The sequence below is a fragment of the Kaistella sp. genome (assembly GCF_049588135.1).
Lineage (GTDB): Bacteria > Bacteroidota > Bacteroidia > Flavobacteriales > Weeksellaceae > Kaistella.
Window position 1 is genome coordinate 1 of sequence record NZ_JBAVFG010000072.1, and the last position, 19,227, is coordinate 19,227.

General features: G+C 36.3%; 15 protein-coding genes and 1 pseudogene. 8 read left to right on the plus strand and 8 right to left on the minus strand.

Annotated elements, in window-relative coordinates:
- The first annotated feature begins 5 nt into the window (after positions 1-5).
- The 6 genes from WBY99_RS03770 to WBY99_RS03795 all read left to right on the plus strand — a co-directional run bounded on the left by WBY99_RS03770 (position 6) and on the right by WBY99_RS03795 (position 4,886).
- Entirely contained in the window at positions 6-164 is a 159-nt protein-coding gene (locus tag WBY99_RS03770; RefSeq protein WP_423975022.1) for a T9SS type A sorting domain-containing protein, read from the plus strand.
- 261 nt (positions 165-425) lie between these two features.
- Entirely contained in the window at positions 426-797 is a 372-nt protein-coding gene (locus WBY99_RS03775) for a PadR family transcriptional regulator (protein WP_423975001.1), read from the plus strand.
- 4 nt (positions 798-801) lie between these two features.
- The gene (locus WBY99_RS03780; RefSeq protein ID WP_423975002.1) at positions 802-2,490 is read left to right on the plus strand and encodes a PspC domain-containing protein; all 1,689 of its coding nucleotides are present in this window, start codon (positions 802-804) and stop codon (positions 2,488-2,490) included.
- 327 nt (positions 2,491-2,817) lie between these two features.
- The gene (locus WBY99_RS03785; protein ID WP_423975003.1) at positions 2,818-3,384 is read left to right on the plus strand and encodes a 1-acyl-sn-glycerol-3-phosphate acyltransferase; all 567 of its coding nucleotides are present in this window, start codon (positions 2,818-2,820) and stop codon (positions 3,382-3,384) included.
- Positions 3,385-3,438: 54 nt separating this feature from the next.
- Positions 3,439-3,861 carry a PaaI family thioesterase gene (locus WBY99_RS03790; RefSeq protein WP_423975004.1) on the plus strand — a complete coding sequence of 141 codons (423 nt, stop codon included), beginning with the start codon at positions 3,439-3,441 and terminating at the stop codon, positions 3,859-3,861.
- A 53-nt stretch (positions 3,862-3,914) separates the two neighbouring features.
- On the plus strand, positions 3,915-4,886 hold the full coding sequence (locus WBY99_RS03795; RefSeq protein WP_423975005.1) for a chorismate-binding protein: 972 nt from the start codon (positions 3,915-3,917) through the stop codon (positions 4,884-4,886).
- An 86-nt stretch (positions 4,887-4,972) separates the two neighbouring features.
- Here WBY99_RS03795 and WBY99_RS03800 read toward each other — a convergent pair whose 3' ends face one another.
- The 8 genes and pseudogenes from WBY99_RS03800 to glk form a co-directional block, all read right to left on the minus strand.
- Positions 4,973-5,350 (minus strand): DUF1634 domain-containing protein, encoded by a 378-nt coding sequence (locus WBY99_RS03800; RefSeq protein ID WP_423975006.1) that lies wholly within the window; start codon positions 5,348-5,350, stop codon positions 4,973-4,975.
- A 2-nt stretch (positions 5,351-5,352) separates the two neighbouring features.
- On the minus strand, positions 5,353-6,183 hold the full coding sequence (locus tag WBY99_RS03805) for a sulfite exporter TauE/SafE family protein (protein WP_423975007.1): 831 nt from the start codon (positions 6,181-6,183) through the stop codon (positions 5,353-5,355).
- A gap of 73 nt (positions 6,184-6,256) precedes the next feature.
- Positions 6,257-6,444 (minus strand): annotated as a pseudogene (locus WBY99_RS03810) (IS982 family transposase); the annotation flags it as partial.
- Positions 6,445-6,570: 126 nt separating this feature from the next.
- Positions 6,571-6,864, minus strand: a complete 294-nt coding sequence (locus WBY99_RS03815; RefSeq protein WP_423975008.1) for a hypothetical protein — start codon at positions 6,862-6,864, stop codon at positions 6,571-6,573.
- A gap of 38 nt (positions 6,865-6,902) precedes the next feature.
- On the minus strand, positions 6,903-8,300 hold the full coding sequence (locus WBY99_RS03820) for an efflux transporter outer membrane subunit (RefSeq protein ID WP_423975009.1): 1,398 nt from the start codon (positions 8,298-8,300) through the stop codon (positions 6,903-6,905).
- A gap of 21 nt (positions 8,301-8,321) precedes the next feature.
- Entirely contained in the window at positions 8,322-11,462 is a 3,141-nt protein-coding gene (locus tag WBY99_RS03825) for an efflux RND transporter permease subunit (protein ID WP_423975010.1), read from the minus strand.
- 7 nt (positions 11,463-11,469) lie between these two features.
- Positions 11,470-12,645, minus strand: coding sequence for an efflux RND transporter periplasmic adaptor subunit (locus WBY99_RS03830; protein ID WP_423975011.1), 1,176 nt, complete (start codon positions 12,643-12,645; stop codon positions 11,470-11,472).
- A 64-nt stretch (positions 12,646-12,709) separates the two neighbouring features.
- Entirely contained in the window at positions 12,710-13,819 is a 1,110-nt protein-coding gene (glk, locus tag WBY99_RS03835; RefSeq protein WP_423975012.1) for a glucokinase, read from the minus strand.
- Between the two features lie 746 nt (positions 13,820-14,565).
- On the opposite strand from glk, the gene secD reads away from it, so the two are divergent.
- Both secD and WBY99_RS03845 read left to right on the plus strand, forming a co-directional pair.
- Positions 14,566-17,487, plus strand: a complete 2,922-nt coding sequence (gene secD / locus WBY99_RS03840) for a protein translocase subunit SecD (RefSeq protein WP_423975013.1) — start codon at positions 14,566-14,568, stop codon at positions 17,485-17,487.
- Between the two features lie 488 nt (positions 17,488-17,975).
- Entirely contained in the window at positions 17,976-19,199 is a 1,224-nt protein-coding gene (locus WBY99_RS03845; protein ID WP_423975014.1) for a TCR/Tet family MFS transporter, read from the plus strand.
- The last annotated feature ends 28 nt before the right edge of the window (positions 19,200-19,227 follow it).

Consider the following 19,227-nt stretch of genomic DNA (forward strand, 5'->3'; position numbering starts at 1 on the left):
AAGGAGTGAAATCAATCTCTGTAAGCGACGTTTCAGGAAGACAGGTTAAAAACATGAAACCTTCTGCTGAATTGAATCTTTCAGATTTGAAAACTGGACTTTACATTGTTACGCTTCACATGGAAGATGGAACTGTAAAATCTTTCAAAACAGTTAAAAAATAATAGTTAGACATTATTGAAATAGAACCGCCTCAATTTGAGGCGGTTTTTTTTTTGTGCCTTTTTTGGACGGTGAGGCGGTTTATTCAAAGATTAAAAACAGATATAAAATATTTTTTTAAATATTACTACTTTGTATTGCATAATACTAAAATAATTTTATATCTTTGCATTGTAAGATTGGTTAAGGATATTTTAAAATCGATTATTTGAACTAACGAAATCTTGCCTGTTAACAATTGAACTAATTAATAGCCCAAAATAATGAACACAGAAAACACCAAAGCGCAAATGCGAAAAGGAATTCTGGAATTCTGTATTTTAAGTTTAATTAATGAAAAAGAAATGTATGTTTCCGATCTCATTGATGAATTGAAAAAAGGAAAACTAGATGTGGTGGAAGGAACACTCTATCCACTCCTTACCCGATTGAAAAACGGAGAATTTCTTTCCTACCGTTGGGAAGAATCTACCGGAGGTCCGCCCCGAAAATATTACCAGATGACAGAAAAAGGAAAACTATTTCTCGCCGAACTGCTCAATACCTGGAATGAACTGACAGACTCTGTAAACCAAATTACCAAAAACAATAACCCAACGAACGCTCCTGAAAACTCGTTCGAACCTAATAATTAAGACGATGAATAAGACACTATCAATAGGACTTGCCGGTTTCTCTTTCACCATAGAGGAACACGCATACATCAAACTCAGCGATTATCTTGCAGCGCTCAGAAGTTCTTTGGACGTAACCGAAGCTGATGAGGTAATGCACGATATCGAAATTAGAATGGTCGAAATTTTCAAGGATGCACTCGGGAAACGTGAAGTAGTAAATGATGCTGATGTTGAAAGAGTCATTGCTCAAATTGGGTCACCAGAAAAAATTGAAGAACAAGAAGAAGCGTATTTCTCCGAAAAAACTTCTAACGGTAAAAAGGAACAAAGATCTTCAGCAAATTTTAACGGACAAAAACAATTGTTTCGTGATCCTGAGAAACAAAAAATCGCTGGAGTTTGTGCGGGTTTAGCACATTATGTTGGAATGGATATTTCGGCCATGCGTGCAATATGGGTAGGTATTGCGGTTTTAGGAATATTTACAGGCAAAGTTTCCACTTCATTAATTATTTTGATCTACGTTATTCTTTGGATCGTTTTGCCCAAAGCAGAAACAGCTACCGATTTTTTGAAAATGAAGGGCAAGCCTTTAAATTTTGATAATCTAAAAGAAGAATCGACCAAAATCGTACAGTTTGCCAACGAATCAACACAAAGAGTAGGCGAGATTTATAATGAAAATAGACCTTATATCAATAAAGCAGGAAACGGACTTTGGAATGTGTTGAGGTATGCATTGGGAATAATCCTGGCGATGATGGGACTTTCAATGTTGATAGGATCTTTTGCTATTCTCGGTTTTGGTTTTTCCGGAGCCAGTAATATCAATTTTTTCAGTAACCTCGGATTTTATTTACAAGACAGTAATCTAGGTTTCATCGTAATCGCATTGTCATTTCTTACGGCTTTTATTCCTGGACTTATTTTTACTTACTTGGCAATAAAGTTATTTTCTCCAAAAACTAAATTTAATAATACCGGCTACGTAATTGGTGCATTGGTTTTAATATGGATTGGGTTGGTTGCTGCAACAGGATTCACTGCAATTAAATTTAAAACCCAATATAGCGGAAGCAACGATGATATTGAAAATGTTGCCATCAATACCACTTCTGATTCTATCCTTATCGATGTGAAAAAAGTGGTCATTCCGCAAAACTTCAAATCATTCTGGGACGACGTTTACTCCGATGGAAAAATCATCTATAAGCAAGATTACCCTAGAATTGATGTGACTAGAAAAGACGTGAAAGCGCCCTATCTTGAAATCAAAAAAAGAGCAGATGGTTATAATTTACCATTAAGAGTCACAGTGCCATTGGAAATTATTGACAATAAAATCACACTGCCAAATTATTTTTCTTATCCTTATAATGATCGTTTCCGTGATTATAGAGTTGATTATGAGTTGGTTATTCCAAAGCACATGAAAGTGATTTCACTGCATGATGAGCAAGGATTCTCTGTTTATGATGAAGAGCGTGAAAACGACCATGATGATAGCGATTCGGTATCGGTAAGTTCGGGAACGAATTCGATTATTGTTCCTTCTGATAATGCAGATTCTATCATTGTTAATGGTAAAAAAGTAGGAAAGAAAGAAGCAGAATTAATCATCAAAAAAATGAAAATTGATTCTGATGATATTGAAAATGTAGATATTTCCATCAAAAACGGAAAGAAAGAAATTTCGATTAAAACCAAATAAATTTGAAAAATGAGATTCAATTAAGATTCTTTTATTAAATTCTTAAAAACTTTAATAAAAATTAACATTAATGGAATTTCATTTATGAAAATTAATACCTACTTTCGTAGTGTTAATTTTTAACAGATTAATTAACAAGAAAAACTAATTATTATGGTACAGTTCGTTTTAGAAATCGCAATCAAGATCATTGATTTTGTAAGCAGTTTATTATAGTTAGAATAATAATTCAATATCTTTGCAAAGTATAACCAATTCAGTTTGGTTATACTTTTTTATTTATTACTGTTATAAAATACAAGCTTTTATTCCTCAATTTTTAATGATATGAAAAAAATATTAGCAAAATTAGTCCTAAAAATAATCGGTTGGAAAGTCGTATTAGAAGGCGACGTAAATAACCTAGATCGTTGCATTTTGGTTGTTGCACCGCACACTGCGAATGAAGAATATATGCTGGGAAATCTCGCATATTGGTCGCTAGGGAAACCGCTAAAAGTTATTATTAAAGACGCTCATACCAAAGCGTGGTACGGCTTTCTTGTAAAAGCGATGGGCGGAATTGGAATCGATCGCTCCCAAAAAAATAACTTGGTAAAATTTGTTGTAGATCAATTTGAAAAAGAAAATTTCTCTTTGGTCATCACCCCAGAAGGAACCAGAAGTTGGGTGCCGAAATGGCGCAAAGGTTTCTACCACATGGCTTTGGCAGCAAAAGTCCCACTCGTAATTGCAGCAGGTGATTTTAAAGACAAAGCGATTTATTTGGGTAAAAAAATATCTGTCGAAGACTTACAAACCCGATCTTACGAAGATATCATGGCAGAACTGGAAGAATACTACAAAAAAGTAACGCCCAAATTTCCAGAAAAATGGAATCCGAAAATCTTCTGAAGTTTCAAAACCGTGAACCTGAAACTTTGAACCTGAAATCTTAAATAAAAAATCATGACTCCAGAAAAAAAAGCAGAAATTCTACATCAATTAAATACTTGGGGTGGAGAAACTTTAGGTAAAACTTTAAACATCGTTTTTACAGAGGTTACCGATGACACCTTAACTGCTACAATGCCTGTAACGCCGAAAGTTCATCAACCTTATGGGATTTTGCACGGTGGAGCGAGCTGCGTTTTGGCCGAAACTTTAGGATCATGTTTATCGGTTTTACATGTCGATATCGAAAAATTTGCGCCCGTGGGAACCAATATTAATTCTAATCATTTACGCAGTAAAAAAGAGGGAATTGTGACCGGAACTGCAAGATTCATTCGAAAAGGAAATACTATGCATGTTTCCGAAATTGAAATTCGGGATGAAAAAGATGCGCTCATCAATCATACCACGATGACCAATAATATTATTGCGCGGTAATTTTAATCAATAGAATCTTTTCCTAAAGTAATTCCTGACAAAGATTTTTTTTTATGATTTATTTCAGATTTCCCTTTTCTGACCAAATTTTAACAACTGATGAAATTTCAGCACAGAAATCAGTTGGTTTTGTTTCTTTTGATACGAATGAAATCATCGATTTTAATGGAAATATAAAAGAAGTTTCTTTGGGTGAGTTTTTGGAAAATACAATAAATTCAGATGCACTATCCTCTCAATTAATCGGTTTTAAAGAAGAAAAAGAAATCGACTATTTGTCTAAAATTCAACAAGTTATTAACTTTGTTAAAGAGAATCAGCTTTCTAAGCTGGTTATTTCACGTAGAGAATTACTGAATCTAGAAATTCAAAAAGTCAACTTATCTCAAACTTTTTTAAATCTCTGTAAAGCTTATCCCAACGCTTTTGTTTATTTCTTTATTAAAGACGGAAAATGTTGGATGGGCGCTTTTTCTGAAGTGTTGGGAAAACTCAATAAGAAAACTTCGGAATTTGAAACCATGAGTTTGGCAGGAACGATTCCCGTTGATGAGGTTTGGACTTCAAAAGAAATCGAGGAGCAACAACCTGTTACCGATTATATTAAAAATATTTTGAAAGAATATTCGACGGAAGTTACGCAATCGGAAACCTATGATCATCCGTCGGGAACCATCAAACATTTACGAACCGATTTCAAAGCGAAAATTAAGCGAGAGGATTTAGAAAAAATAATTTCTGAATTACATCCGACTCCTGCGGTTTGCGGTTTTCCGAAAGAGTTTTGCCGAAATGCAATTGCAGAATTTGAAGATCATCCACGCCGTTTTTACGCAGGATATATTAAAGTGGAAACCGACGAAACGATTCAGTATTTCGTTAATTTAAGATGTGCTGAGTTTTTTCAAAATGCGGCTGTATTATACGTTGGTGGTGGAATTACCGCAGATAGTTCTCCTGAAAAAGAATGGCGAGAAACCGAATTAAAAGCTGGAGCAATTCTAAAAAATCTGTCGTATAATTAAAAGAATAGAAACAGGAAAAATTCTTTGGACAATAGTTTTTCTATCTCCAATATTTTAAAGATCTACGAAATACGTTTTTATGAAAATTAATGAGTGAATCCCATTAAAAAACTTATCACCATAATTCCCAAAACGATAAGTGAAATAAAAACATACGTGTAATCTTTCTCTTTCAGATAACCGATTAGGGCAAAAATAATTCGAACCAATGGCGTTAAAATCAATAGTAAAATTCCGAGTTGAATAATTGCCATTCCTTCTAGTTTCATTAAAGAAGACCAGAAACTTTGCCAAATGGTATCTTCTGCAATTTCTAATAAAGCATAATCTTTGGGCATTTCAAAACCTTCCAACGAAAGTTTTATAAAGCCAATAAACGAAGTAATAACCGATAATATTACACCAATCCGAAGAAGATTTCCCACGGAACGATTAAGGTCGAAATCTGTAAAATGGCGCTTCATTTTTATTTAAAATTATGGTTAATCCCGTTGTACATCATATAAATCGAAAGAATACTCACCACCACAGCGAACACGACTTTCAATTTTTTGGTTTGGGAAACAATCAAAGTTTTAGAACCGATGAAGCTTCCTAAAACCACTCCAATTAAAACTGGAGCTACAATCACCGGAATGATTTCACCACGCTGAAAATAAATCAGTGAACTCGCTACGGCAGTTACTCCAATCATGAAATTACTGGTCGTGGTAGAAACTTTAAAGGGAAGTTTCATCATATTGTCCATCGCTAAAACTTTCAGCGCACCTGAACCAATTCCTAAAAGACCAGACATAATCCCAGCAAATACCATCATTGAAAATCCGGAAACGGTATTTCTTGCAGAATATTCTTTTACAACACCTTTGTCTGGAAAAGTTCCGAACAATTGAAGTTTGTCTTCTAAACTGCCTTTGATTAAAGGTTCCTGATGATCTGGCTTTTTTCGTAAATTCAGAATAACGGTCAAAATTAGGATACTCGCAAAAATAATCCCAATGGTATTCGCGTTTAAAATCCCCGAAATTAGTGCTCCGATAATCGCACCAGTTGTAGTAGCAATTTCTAAGAACATCCCAATCCTGACATTGGTAAAACCCTCTTTTACAAAGGCAACCGCAGAACCGGACGAAGTACCGATCACTGAAATTAGTGAGGCACCAATCGCATAATGCATCGGGACGCCGAAGCCAAGAGTAAGTAAAGGAATGATGACAACGCCGCCACCCAATCCTGTTAAGGATCCTAGTAGTCCAGCAGCAACAGCTCCGAAGAACAGAATTAATATTTCCGACATGTGGCAAATTTAGGTATTTTAAATTTTTTAGAAAATACTTTTGTATTAAAATAACCTAATAACCTGAGTTCGATTAATAAAAAATAGGTAACTGATTAGTTTTCTGTATTTCGTATTTTAAGGATGGTTTTTAGGTAGAAAATTATAGGCAATTATTCCTGCTACAAGATTCGTCATGAAGTTTACAACCGAACGCTGTATTGAATCTACTGGGTAAATATTTTTCAACTCATCATTTGCAGTCCCAATGACAGAGCGTTTTGGCTTCGCCGAACCAAAAAAAAATACTAACTCAAAAATTTTCCTTTTGACTGTTACCGAATGATAGGATGAAGCGCTGTTATTGGTCATAGTTTTATTTCAGTATAATGTTCGCAGCTGCCACAGTTACTCACAAGCTTTTAATTCAATTGGGTTTATAAACAAATCCATTTTTTCTCTTTCCGTTTTATTGTAAGATTCTTTTGCTTCTATTAATGATGTTTTAAGGGAATCGTATTTAAACTTTGATAAAGACTCAAAATAAGATTCATTCTCATTTTTAATTAATGTGGTTAATTCAGACTTGTAATCTTTATCCTTTTTTTTCGGTTTTCCATTTGAATTCGTAAATAATTTTATAGTCCTGTGAAAAACACTAGAACTTATCAAGGTTAAGAAAAATAATAGTTTGAATTTCATATATGGATTTTTGATGTGGTTGCAAATTGCAGTTATTTTTATTTCCAACCGCCTCCCAAACTTTGATAAAGATTTACAATTGCGGTTAATTTCTGTAATTGGTCACTGACTTGATTTAATTGAGCCGCAAGATAACTTTGTTGTGAAGTAAGTACATCAAGATAGGAGGTTTGTGCATAACCATAATTAAGCAATTCCCGGTTATAGTCAACAGCTTTGCCCAAAGCAAGTAATTGCTCGTCCCTGCTGCTTTTCTTTTCTTCTGCCATCTGATAACTGAATAATGCATTAGAAACTTCTTGTCCAGCTGCCAATAAAGTAGAATAGAAGTTCGCGGTGTTTTCTTCGTATTGAGCTTTGGCAATCGCTAATCTTTGTTTGTTAAGACCTTGATTAAAAATAGGTTGTGCCAATCCACCGATCAGATTATAAAATAAAGAGGCTGGATCAAACAGGTTCTTTGCAGTCGTACCTTGCCAACCGCCTTGTGCTGTAATGGTCAGAGATGGATAGAAATAAGTTCTTGCATTATTGATGTGTTCAAAATTATACCGCAACTGATATTCGGCCTCCTGTACGTCTGGTCGGTTAGCCAATAATTGAGCGGGAATACCGGTTTGTAACAGGACGTCGAATTCCTGTTCGTCAATTGTATTTCTATCGATGGATCCTGGAGGTCGGGCAATTAAGATACTCAAAGCGTTTTCGGTTTGTCGTATATTGTACTTAAGATCGGGAATAGTTACTTGGGTAGCGTAAAGATTGGCTTCACTTTGTGCCACCGACGCTTCAGTAATTCTATTGGCTGTTTTTAATAATTTATTGGTAGAAATATCTTCTTTTAAATAACTGATTGTTTTAAGAGTTATTTCCAACTCTTTGTCCATGGCGAGTAAATTGTAATAATTGTTGGCAATATTGGCAATCAATTGTGATTGTACAGCTCTTTGATAAGCATGGCTCTGAAGTAATAATGCCAATTCTCCTTTTTTTGCACTTTGTAATTTCCCCCAAATATCTGCTTCCCAACTTGCGTTCGCTCCTAACTGGTAAATGTTTTTGTTGTATGATAATCCACGACTTTGGGATTCTGATAAGCCTTGGTTGGTCACCTGGGTGGATGCATTTAGGTTTGGTAAGAATTGGAGTTTACTTTGGTTAAAATTTGCTTCTGCCTGTTTAATTCTTGCGACCGCTACTTTGAGGTCATAACTGTTTGCAATGCCTTCTGCAATTAACTTTTGTAGCTTTTTGTCTTTAAATAAAGTGGAGTATGGAAGAGTGGCGATAGAAGCAGTATCTGTAGTATTTGCATCGCGATATAATTCGCTCATTTCCATAGCAGGTGCTTGGTAATTTTTAGAAATACCGCAACTGGAAAGACAAACTCCTATGACTAAGATAATTCCAACTATTTTAAATATTTTATTGTTCATTTCTAAAGGGCTTCATTTAAATTATTTCACTTCCGGGTTTTGTGGATCTAGATTTCTTTTCCCTTTAAGGAACTCTTCCAATGATTGAAAGAGAATGAAAAGTCCAGGTATTACAAAAACTCCAAATAAGGTTCCTACAAGCATTCCTCCAACGGCACCAACGCCAATGGATTGGTTACCAGCAGCACCAACACCCGATGCGAAAACCAATGGCAATAGTCCCACAATAAAAGCAAGTGATGTCATCAGAATAGGACGTAATCTCGCAGTGGCTCCTGCAATGGCTGCATCAATAATTGGCATTCCAGAATGTCTTCTTTCCAAGGCATATTCCACCACCAAAATAGCGTTCTTGGAGAGCAATCCTATGAGCATAATGACTGCCAATTGCATATAAATATTGTTGTCAATTTTAAATAAATGAGCAAAAAGATAGGTGCCCATCAAACCAACAGGCAGGGTGAATAAAATTGAAAATGGAATTAGAAGACTTTCGTACAATGCTACTAAAAGGAAATAGACAAAAACGATACACAACATATAAATGTATAAGGTTTGTCCGCCGCTTTTACTTTCCTCCCGTGAAATTCCAGAATATTCAAAACCATAGCCTTGAGGCAGGGTTTTTGCGGCAACCTCCTGTATGGCGACTAGCGCATCACCACTGGTGTATCCTGTGTTCGGCTGCCCGGTCACCGCAATACTGGTATATAAATTAAAACGGGAAATACTCTGTGGGCCAAACGTTTTGGTCATCGTAATAAATTCGTTGATGGGTGCCATCGTACCAGAAGAATTCTCAACATATATTTTGTTTAATCCTTGAAGATCACTTCTGTAAGGTGCATCAGCTTGAACGAGAACCCGATATTGTTTCCCAAATTCATAAAAGTTTGAAGCATAGTCGCCTCCATAATATCCTTGCATTGCCGAAATAATAGAGTTCATGCTGAAGCCTGCCTGTTTTGCCTTTGCAACATTAATGTCCATTAAATATTTTGGATAATTGAGCGCAAAACCTGTTGCGGCATACTGGATTTCTGGACGTTTATTTAATGCTTCTAAAAACTTCCCAGAAACGTTGTCGAAGTTTTCTAAGCTACCTCCGGTTTTGTCTTGTAATTGTAATGAAAATCCGCCCGAAACGCTAAATCCGGTAACGGTGGGTGGTGCGAAAAATAGAATTTTAGCATCTTTAATTCCTGATGTTTTTTTGAACAATTGACCTACAATATTATTAATGTCAACACCTTTTCTTTCGTCCCAAGGTTTTAGCCGCATAATCAGTAAAGCATAATTGCTCCCACTTCCATTGATGATGCTATTGCCTGTTACTACAGCATTGTTCTGTATCTCTGGTATTCCGAATGTGATGTCTTTAACCTGATTGGCAATTGCGGTAGTTCTTTCTAAAGAGCTCCCTGGTGCTAAGGCAATATCTGCAAAGACCACCCCTTGATCTTCATCAGGTACAAAACCAGATGGTGTAGTTTTCATAAAATAAACCAATAGTGCAATAGCGACCAATATTGCGACCGGAACCATCCATTTTTTGTGAGATAAAAATAAAATGGACTTTTGGTATTTTCCTTTCATACCGTCAAAACCTATATTAAACCCTGTTTTAAATTTTTGAAGGAAAGTCTTTTTTTGATTTGGATCTTCGTGGTGTGGTTGAAGAAATAAGGCACATAAAGCTGGACTCAACGTTAAAGAGGTGACTGCTGAAATAACAATAGCCGATGCCAGCGTCAAACCAAATTGATTAAAAAATACTCCAGAAGAACCACTAATAAACGAAACTGGAATAAACACAGAAGCCATGACTAAGGTGATCGCAATAATAACACTGCTTAAATTTGACATCGTATCAATAGCGGCCTGTTTGGATGAAGTGTAGCCTTCGTCGAGTTTGGCGTGTATCGCTTCAACCACCACAATGGGATCATCCACTACAATGCCAATAGCCAAAACCAAGGCAAAAAGCGTAAGCAGATTAATGGTAAAACCAAAAAGCGTGAGGCAGGCAAAGGTTCCAACAATAGAAACGATAATAGAAACTGCAGGAATAAGGGTTGATCTAAAATCCTGTAAAAATAATAGCACCACCAAAAAAACCAAAAAATAGGCGATGAGTAAGGTTTCAACCACTTTACTAATAGAAGCACTTAAAAAATCATTCACATTAAATAAGGAAATGTAATGAATTCCTTTCGGGAAAGATGTTGATGCAGCATCGAGAGTAGCAATTGTTTGTGTTACAATATTTTGTGCATTCGATCCTGCTGTTTGACTAACCGAAATAACAGTCGCCGGTTTTCCGTCGGTACTTTGGGTCGATGCATAGGTTAAAGTTCCCAACTCTAGCCGTGCAATGTCTTTTAACCGTAACAATGATCCATCATTAGAAGCACGAACAATAATGTTTTCAAATTCGGCAACCGTTTGGAGCCGTCCTGTAAATTGAATATTATACTGAAAAACCTGATTGCTGTTCTCTCCAAATTTCCCGGGAGCTGCATCGATATTCTGTTCAGCTAAAGCGTTGACGACATCATCTGGTACAAGTCCATAAACTGCCATAACATCGGGTTTTAGCCAGATACGCATTGCATAATCCTGCGACCCAAAAACATTCACGCCGCCTACACCATTGATTCGCTGAATAGTTGGGACGATGTTGATGGTAGCGTAATTACTCAAAAACTTCAAATCATAATCTGGATTGTCGCTTTTCAATGCAAAGAATAAGAGGTTACTGCTTTGTTTTTTACTTACGATAACTCCTGTTTGAATAACTTGAGCAGGTAAAAGCTTGGTAGCACTTTGAACACTGTTCTGAACATTCACCGCATTGATGTCCGGATCACTGCCCAAATCAAAATAAATAGTGATAGAGGCTGTACCGTCATTGGTGGCAGTTGAGGTCATATAAGACATTCCCTCTACACCATTGATTGCCTCTTCTAATGGAATAACCACATTATTGAGAACCACTTCTGCATTGGCACCAGGATAGGTCGCAGTTACATTCACTGTAGGTGGTGCTATTTGTGGATATTGAGTCACAGGTAAATTCAGGTAGCTCAATATTCCCAAAATCACAATCATTACCGATATGACCGTGGATAATAATGGTCTTTCAATAAATATCTTGAACATTTGATTTTTATTTAATGGAGTTATTTATTGCTGAGTTTTTAACTGCTTGATAAACGCTGTCTTTTTTTACAAGAACTGGTTTTATACGTATTCCCGGTTTTAAACTAGCCACGCCTTCTAGAACAATCGTAGCATTTTTATCTAATCCTTTGTTTACTATAAATAAATTACCAATGGTGTTTTCACTAACCTCTATGCTTGTACTTATCAAACTGTCTTTTTTGATCACTTGGTACACAAATTTCTTTCCCTGAAGATTGAAAGTAGCTTCCTGCGGAACTAAGATGGTCGAATCTACTATGATCGGGATCAAAATATTTGCACTGCCTCCACTTTGTATTAATCGATTTGGATTGGGAAAGGTAGCCCTGAAATTAGCCGAACCTGTTTGGGTACTGATCACTCCAGAAGACGTAGTTACTTTTCCTTTTACAGGATATACCGTTCCATCTGCTAATTGAAGCGAGACCTCCTGTAAATTGTTGAGTTTATTTTGTTGGGTATTTCCCTGAAAATATCGGGAGAATTCAAGAAGTTGTTTTTCATTAATCGAAAAATAAACATATACATTTGAAGTGTTGTACACGGTAGTCAAAGCATTTCCAGAAGTGCTGCTGATCAAACTTCCCGTTTTATAAGGTACTGATCCTACCGTTCCATCGGAAGGACTGCGAATGGTAAGATAACCGAGATTTACTTGGGCATTAGTCAGGTTTGCTTTTGCAGATGCGAGCGACGCTTGAGTTGATTCCAAAGTGTATTGATTGGCATCCAGAGCATATTTGCTTACAATATTGTTATCTACCAAAGGCTTTACCTGATTCACCTGCATTTGTGCAGATTTCACATTGGCAGCAGCTATTTTCACTGCAGCATTGGCACTTCGAACCGCTTCCTCATATTGTGGATTTCTTAACTGAAAAAGAAGCTGTCCCTTTTTGACGATAGCGCCTTCATCCACATACATCTTTTCGAGAAAGCCATCTACTTTTGGGATAATGATCACATCCTGTTCGCCCTGTATGGTCGCAGGAAATGAATAGGTAACCACAGCATTTCCATAATAAACGGGAGCTATTTTGTAGGAAGATATAGGAGGTGGTGTCCCAGGTACCCCAGCATTTTTGTCTTTATTGCAACTTAACAAGACCGAGAGTAATATTAAAAAAGTTAGTTTTTTCATCAGATGCTTGAATTAAAAAATGGAACAGAACCCAATTGGTTATTAAATTTAATTATAAATAGCATTACTTAAGTTCAATTATCTCCGGTTTATGAGTACTTTCAATGATTCCCATCGCCGCATAATATGCCGCACCAATCAAAGCCGTTTGATCATTGAGTACGATTTTCACGGGAATGGTTTTTAGCAAATGTTCCATACGTCCAAGGTTGATAAAAGTCTTGTAAAATTCTTTTTTATCAATAAAATTGATAATTTTTGGAACGATTCCACCCCCGATATAAATGCCACCAGTTGCTTTTGTCTTTAAGGCAAGCTGCGCCGATTCTAAACTCAGATACCTTACAAAGTTTTGCAAGGTTTCAACACATATCGGATCTTTATTTTCTAGAGCGGCGGTAGATATGGCAATAGGTGGAGCTTCATTTTGAAATTGTTTCGTGAGCCATTCGGGTTCTTTTTCATTTCTGAAGCTTCGTAAAAATTGATAGATATTATAAATGCCTTGCCCCGATACGACTCTTTCCCAACTAACGTGTTCAAATTTATTATTTAAAAATTCCCACAATTCCACATCAAGTGGCGTGCTTGGTGCAAAATTGCAATGTCCACCTTCTGTTGCATACGGATGATAATGGGAACCGTCCCAATACAATCCCGCTTCGCCCAGACCGGTTCCGGGTGAAATGATAGCAGCATTTCCTGCGACTTTATCCCCTTCAATTATAGTCTCAAAATCGGTGTGTTCTAGTGCAGATAATCCGTAAGCATTGGCTTCTAGATCATTGATGAGATATACGTTTTTAATATTCAAATCCTTTTCTAGCTTTTTAGCATCGATTTCCCATGCAAAGTTGACGCCTTTAACTTTATCGCCATCTACCGTACCGGCTACCCCCAAACACGCACAATCGATGATGGATAATTCATCTCCATGAAAATGACGAATTGCATTTACAAAAGAATCATGATTGCTGGTAGGATAGCGTTGATTTTTAATAGAAACTAATTTTCCTTTTACAATTTGAAAAAGGGCTAGATCGGTTTTTGTTCCGCCTACATCTGCAGCTAAAACAGTCCCAGAAATAGGTAATTTGTTTTTTCGGGAAGGGTAGCCCATTGGCAAAGAGGTTTTTGAAATATCGGGTAAGGAAATTGCTTTGAAGTTTTCCATTGTAGATGATGTTTATAGTTAAGGTGCTATCGTGTTTTCTATCATTTAAAATATTTTGGCACTCACTATCATTTAGAAATTGCTTTTATATTTCTTTTAGGGAAAGGCATATTTAATGATCGGTTTTGAAAATATATTTTCTAATGTTCTGCAACCCCATAACCGAGATTGATAAATAACATTGAGTTTTAAAGGAGGTATTTGATTGACCATCTCGATTAGTTTAGGATAATGAACAGATGTTTTTTCAAATTTTTAAGTCTAATTTGATTAATTCTCAATTTTATTTTACTTTGAAAATTGAAAAATTAGCAGATTTATAGAATGTGGAATTACGTAAAGATGAGGTGAAATTAAGAAAATTCTGTTACATATTTGTAATAAGAGTTACATATATAATAGATTTTGAGTTGAATGCAAACAAAGTTGTCAGCAGGGGAAATTATTGTCAGCCTGCTTTCAGCTCGAGTTCCCAATGTGAAGAGCCGTTAAAAGTAATTTAGCGATTTAAAGAAAAGTAGATTTTTACTCGGTCGAAATATTAAAATGAATGATTGCATAAATAGTATTATTTCCCGAAAAAGAGTAGGGATTATGTAGCAACATGTTTGAATTTTCATCTATAGATTAAAGCTTTCTACCACTTGGTTTGTGAAATTTTGAAAATCAATTGTTAAATAATCCTTAATTATATCGAAAATCATTATATTTGCCGACTATAATTTTAATGTTGTAAACTATTAACGATGCAAGGAAAAGGACTTATTACGCTGGTTGCGGTTATTCTGGGACTTATTTGTCTTAACGAATTGTTACCAACATGGTATGCTGGTAAAGTTGAAAGACAGGCCACTGCTATTGCGGGAGACAACCCCGAAAGATATAACAAAGAGATCGCTCGTCTCTCGAAAGACACTCTAAATCTCGGATTTACAAAATTGTATTATTCCAGAGCAAAAGAAAGAGAAATGAAGTTGGGTCTGGATTTGAAAGGAGGAATCAACGTTCTTTTGGAAATCAACCAAAGAGATTTGGTGAACGATTTAACCCAGTATTCTACAAACCCGATTCTTTTAGAAGCACTAGACAGAACCGATCAAGACCAGAAAAATTCTACGAAAAACTATATCGAGAATTTCTTTATTGAATTTGCTGCGGTAAATAAAGAAAAAGGAACCAACCTGAAATTGGCTGATCCGGAAATCTTCGGCAATACCAATCTTACAGAAATAAAATACAACTCCTCTGATGAGGAAGTGAAAAATATCATTAGAAGAAAAATTAGCACTTCAGAAGGAGCTGCTTATGAAGTAATCAGAACGCGTATCGATAAAATGGGAGTTACCCAGCCAAACGTTCAGCGTGTTCCCGGAACAGGTAGAATCTCTGTGGAAATGCCAGGGAGTAAAGATATTGATCGAGTAAAGAAAATGTTGGCGACTTCTGCTAAATTACAGTTCTGGGAAGTACAGACTATTCAGGAAGTTATTCCTTACTTAGAACAATTATCATCCGTAGTTCCTTTGAAAGCAGATTCTATCGGTGTTGCAAAAAATACCAATTTGATGAATATGCTTCAGTTGAATTCTTTGAAATCAAGTGGAATTGGGAACATTAAATTATCAGATACTGCGGCAGTTAATAAGATTTTAAATTCGAAAGTTGCAAAAGACCTTCGTCCTGCGAATGTTAAATATACCCAATTCATGTGGGGGTATAAGCCGGAATCTACCGACGCAAATAATTTAGTGCTTTATGCAATCCGTGGTAATATCAACCAGAAAGCGCCAGTTGATGGTGCAGTAGAATCTGCGAGAGTAAACTATGACGAAATGGGTAGAGTAGTTGTTGATATGCAAATGGACTCTAAAGGTTCTAAAGAATGGAAAGCAATGACTGCCAAAAACGTGAACAAATCGGTAGCGGTTACTTTGGATAATGTAGTTTATACAGCGCCAAATGTTGTTAATGAAATCCCGAATGGGAGAACCCAAATTTCTGGAAACTTCTCGCAAGAGGAAGCTCAGGATTTAGTAAATGTTTTGGGAGCTGGTAAACTTCCTGCAAGTGCTAAAGTGGTTCAGGCAGATGTTGTTGGCCCATCTCTTGGAGCAGAGTCAATTAATGCAGGGATGTTATCTTTCGTAATCGCATTCTTAATTATTATTGTCTATATTATTTTCTATTACGGTGGAGCAGGGGTTTATGCGGTAATTGCAATGGTGATTAACTTATTCTACATTTTCGGAATCATGGATTCTGTAGATGCGACCTTAACCTTGCCTGGTATCGCGGGTATCGTACTTTCCATGGCGATGGCGGTAGATACCAACGTAATTATTTATGAGAGAACCAAAGAAGAACTCTTCGCTGGTAAAGGTATTCTGGAAGCGTATAAAGACGGTTTCAAACATGCACTTTCTGCGATTATCGATGGTCACTCAACTACAATTTTAACCGCAGTTGTTTTGTATATTTTCGGTACAGGACCAATTAAAGGTTTTGCAGTAACATTGATTATCGGTATTTTGATGACCTTCTTTACTTCGGTATTGTTATCAAGAGTGATGATTTTTGCAAGATTGAACAAAGGAAAAGGACTGTCAGTTTGGACGCCTTTAACTAAGAACTTATTCAGAAATGTTTGGATCGACTTTATTGGAAAAAGAAAATACGCTTATATCATTTCAGCATTTCTTACGGTTGGAAGTTTAGTTTCCATCTATGTAAACGGATTTAAATATGGAATCGACTTTACAGGTGGTAGAAACTATGTTGTGAAATTCGACAAACCAGTTGATGCAACAAAAACGGAAGAAGCTTTGATAAAATTATTTGCGACCCAAGACGGAAAATTGTCTGCTGTGGAAGCAAAAACCTTCGGAAGCGGTAACCAGTTAAAAATCTCTACAGATTATTTAATTGATGACGAATCTTTGAAAGCCGATCAAACCATCGAGCAAAAATTATATGAAGGTTTAAAACCAAATCTTCCTGCGAATATGACTTTACAGGATTTCAAAGCCGCAGATAAAGATCATGCAGGAATTGTTTCTTCTACGAAAGTAGGACCAACCGTTGCAGATGACATCAAGACTGGTGGTATGTTCGCCGTAATTGCGGCATTAGCGGGAATCTTCCTTTATATTTTAGTTCGATTTACCAAATGGCAGTTCTCTTTAGGTGCAGTCGCAGGTCTTGCGCATGATGCGATTGTTATTCTTGGAGTGTATTCATTACTTCACAAATATATGCCCTTTAATATGGAGATCAATCAGGATTTTATTGCGGCAATTCTTACCGTTCTTGGATATTCCATTAATGATACGGTAATTGTATTTGACAGAATCCGGGAATATTTAAGAGAGAAAAAATCAACTACACTAGCAGGTTTATTTGATGATTCAATTTCAAGTACTTTGGGTAGAACGTTCAATACCTCATTCACCACGTTATTGGTAATCTTAGCCATCTTCATTTTCGGTGGTGATAACCTAAGAGGATTTATGTTCGCCTTATTACTTGGTATTGGTTTTGGTACTTATTCATCGATCTTTATCTCATCAGCAATCGCCTATGATTTCTTGAAAGGAAAAGGAAAAGAAGAAACTCCACATGGAAAAACTTCTGTAGATGTAGAAGTAATCGACAAAAGAACTAAGAAATAAATTTTCTATTTAGATACCAAATGTCCTTCGAAAGAGGGGCATTTTTTTTGTGTAAAACGGTTTAGTAATATTTTTTTATTTGGGCAGCTATTTCCGTCTTCCACTCCCGCTTTTTTTACGCCACTTCGTTCTGTAAAAAAGAGCTCCGTTCAAGCCGGGCTGCAAACCCCGATTTAATCAATGTACTTTTATTAATTTAAAAATCGTTCAATCCTCAAAAACTTGTATTTCTATTTCGCTGAGAGATTATAATTAGACCTCTACAATTAAATATATCAAACAATTCTTTACTATTACTTTTTTACTTTTGCTAAACGAAGTGCCTTTGCGCCTTAAAAACAGACCGCAAAATAAAAAAAACATTGCTCCTTTGCGTTAAAATATTTCTCTACCGTCAGCACCATTTTAATCTATCAGCGAAGCGGTCTATTATCTTTTATCTTTATTCTATTAAAAAAAACTTACAAAAAACTATCTTTACAGCCGCAATGAAAAAAAATCAAAAATCAGCTGCAATAGGTTTCATTTTCATCACGCTGTTGATTGATATTACAGGGTGGGGAATCGTGATTCCTGTGGTTCCGAAACTGATTCAAGAATTAGTGGGTACCAGCGATTTAAGTGTCGCCTCACGCTACGGAGGCTGGCTCAGTTTTGCTTATGCTGGAATGCAATTTATTTTCGCTTCCGTATTAGGAGGTTTGAGTGATAAATTCGGTAGGAGACCAATTATTCTTTTTTCATTATTGGGATTCTCAATGAATTTCTTCATACAAGCAATTGCTCCGAGTATCTTCTGGCTTTTTGTAGGAAGAATTTTCTCTGGAGTTACCGGAGCGAGCATTACCACAGCAAGTGCTTATATCGCCGATATTTCTAATGATGAAGATCGAGCAAAAAACTTCGGAATGATTGGTGCCGCTTTTGGTTTAGGATTTATAATTGGTCCTGTAATCGGAGGGTTTTTAGGACAATATGGAGCGCGAGTTCCTTTCTATGCTGCTTCAGGTTTATGTTTAATCAACTTTCTTTATGGTTGGTTTATCCTTCCGGAAAGTCTCGACAAAGAACACCGGCGAGCATTCAATTGGAAACGAGCAAATCCTATCGGTTCCTTACTTCAGCTGAAGAAACATCCAGAAATTTTAGGTTTAATTTTAACGTTAGTGCTCGTTTACATTGCTGGGCATGCTGTGCAAACCAACTGGACTTTCTTTACCATGTACAAATTCGGCTGGAGCGAAAAAGTGGTTGGACTTTCCTTAGGAGTTGTGGGCTTGATGGCGGCTTTGGTACAGGGATATTTAATCCGTCTCATACAGCCCAAGCTAGGAAACGAAAGAACCATTGTATATGGATTATCACTCTATGCCGTCGGAATGCTCCTTTTTGCTTTTGCTAGCGAAAGTTGGATGATGTTTGCCTTTCTGATTCCCTATGGTTTAGGAGGAATTGCAGGACCGGCGCTTCAATCGGTAATTTCTTCGCAAGTACCAAAGAACGAACAAGGGGAATTGCAAGGAGCTTTAGCAAGTTTAATTAGTTTCACAGCAATTATTGGACCTCCTTTAATGACCAATATTTTTTTCTATTTTACCCATGATTCTGCACCCTTTAAATTCCCAGGAGCCCCTTTTTTTCTTGGTTTTATATTAATGGCTATCAGCGCAGTTTTGATTTATTTTGTTTTCCCTCGGAAGAAAAATATATAATTAAAATCATTTTTGCCTGATAAGTTTG

Excerpts from the sequence above, each read along its gene's own strand:
- WBY99_RS03800 (WP_423975006.1), bottom strand. The coding sequence starts at position 5,350 with ATGAAGCGCCATTTTACAGATTTCGACCTTAATCGTTCCGTGGGAAAT.
- WBY99_RS03815 (WP_423975008.1), bottom strand. The coding sequence starts at position 6,864 with ATGAAATTCAAACTATTATTTTTCTTAACCTTGATAAGTTCTAGTGTT.
- secD (WP_423975013.1), top strand. The coding sequence starts at position 14,566 with ATGCAAGGAAAAGGACTTATTACGCTGGTTGCGGTTATTCTGGGACTT.
- WBY99_RS03845 (WP_423975014.1), top strand. The coding sequence starts at position 17,976 with ATGAAAAAAAATCAAAAATCAGCTGCAATAGGTTTCATTTTCATCACG.
- WBY99_RS03790 (WP_423975004.1), top strand. The coding sequence starts at position 3,439 with ATGACTCCAGAAAAAAAAGCAGAAATTCTACATCAATTAAATACTTGG.
- WBY99_RS03805 (WP_423975007.1), bottom strand. The coding sequence starts at position 6,183 with ATGTCGGAAATATTAATTCTGTTCTTCGGAGCTGTTGCTGCTGGACTA.
- WBY99_RS03780 (WP_423975002.1), top strand. The coding sequence starts at position 802 with ATGAATAAGACACTATCAATAGGACTTGCCGGTTTCTCTTTCACCATA.
- WBY99_RS03775 (WP_423975001.1), top strand. The coding sequence starts at position 426 with ATGAACACAGAAAACACCAAAGCGCAAATGCGAAAAGGAATTCTGGAA.
- WBY99_RS03795 (WP_423975005.1), top strand. The coding sequence starts at position 3,915 with ATGATTTATTTCAGATTTCCCTTTTCTGACCAAATTTTAACAACTGAT.
- WBY99_RS03830 (WP_423975011.1), bottom strand. The coding sequence starts at position 12,645 with ATGAAAAAACTAACTTTTTTAATATTACTCTCGGTCTTGTTAAGTTGC.
- WBY99_RS03820 (WP_423975009.1), bottom strand. The coding sequence starts at position 8,300 with ATGAACAATAAAATATTTAAAATAGTTGGAATTATCTTAGTCATAGGA.
- WBY99_RS03825 (WP_423975010.1), bottom strand. The coding sequence starts at position 11,462 with ATGTTCAAGATATTTATTGAAAGACCATTATTATCCACGGTCATATCG.
- glk (WP_423975012.1), bottom strand. The coding sequence starts at position 13,819 with ATGGAAAACTTCAAAGCAATTTCCTTACCCGATATTTCAAAAACCTCT.
- WBY99_RS03785 (WP_423975003.1), top strand. The coding sequence starts at position 2,818 with ATGAAAAAAATATTAGCAAAATTAGTCCTAAAAATAATCGGTTGGAAA.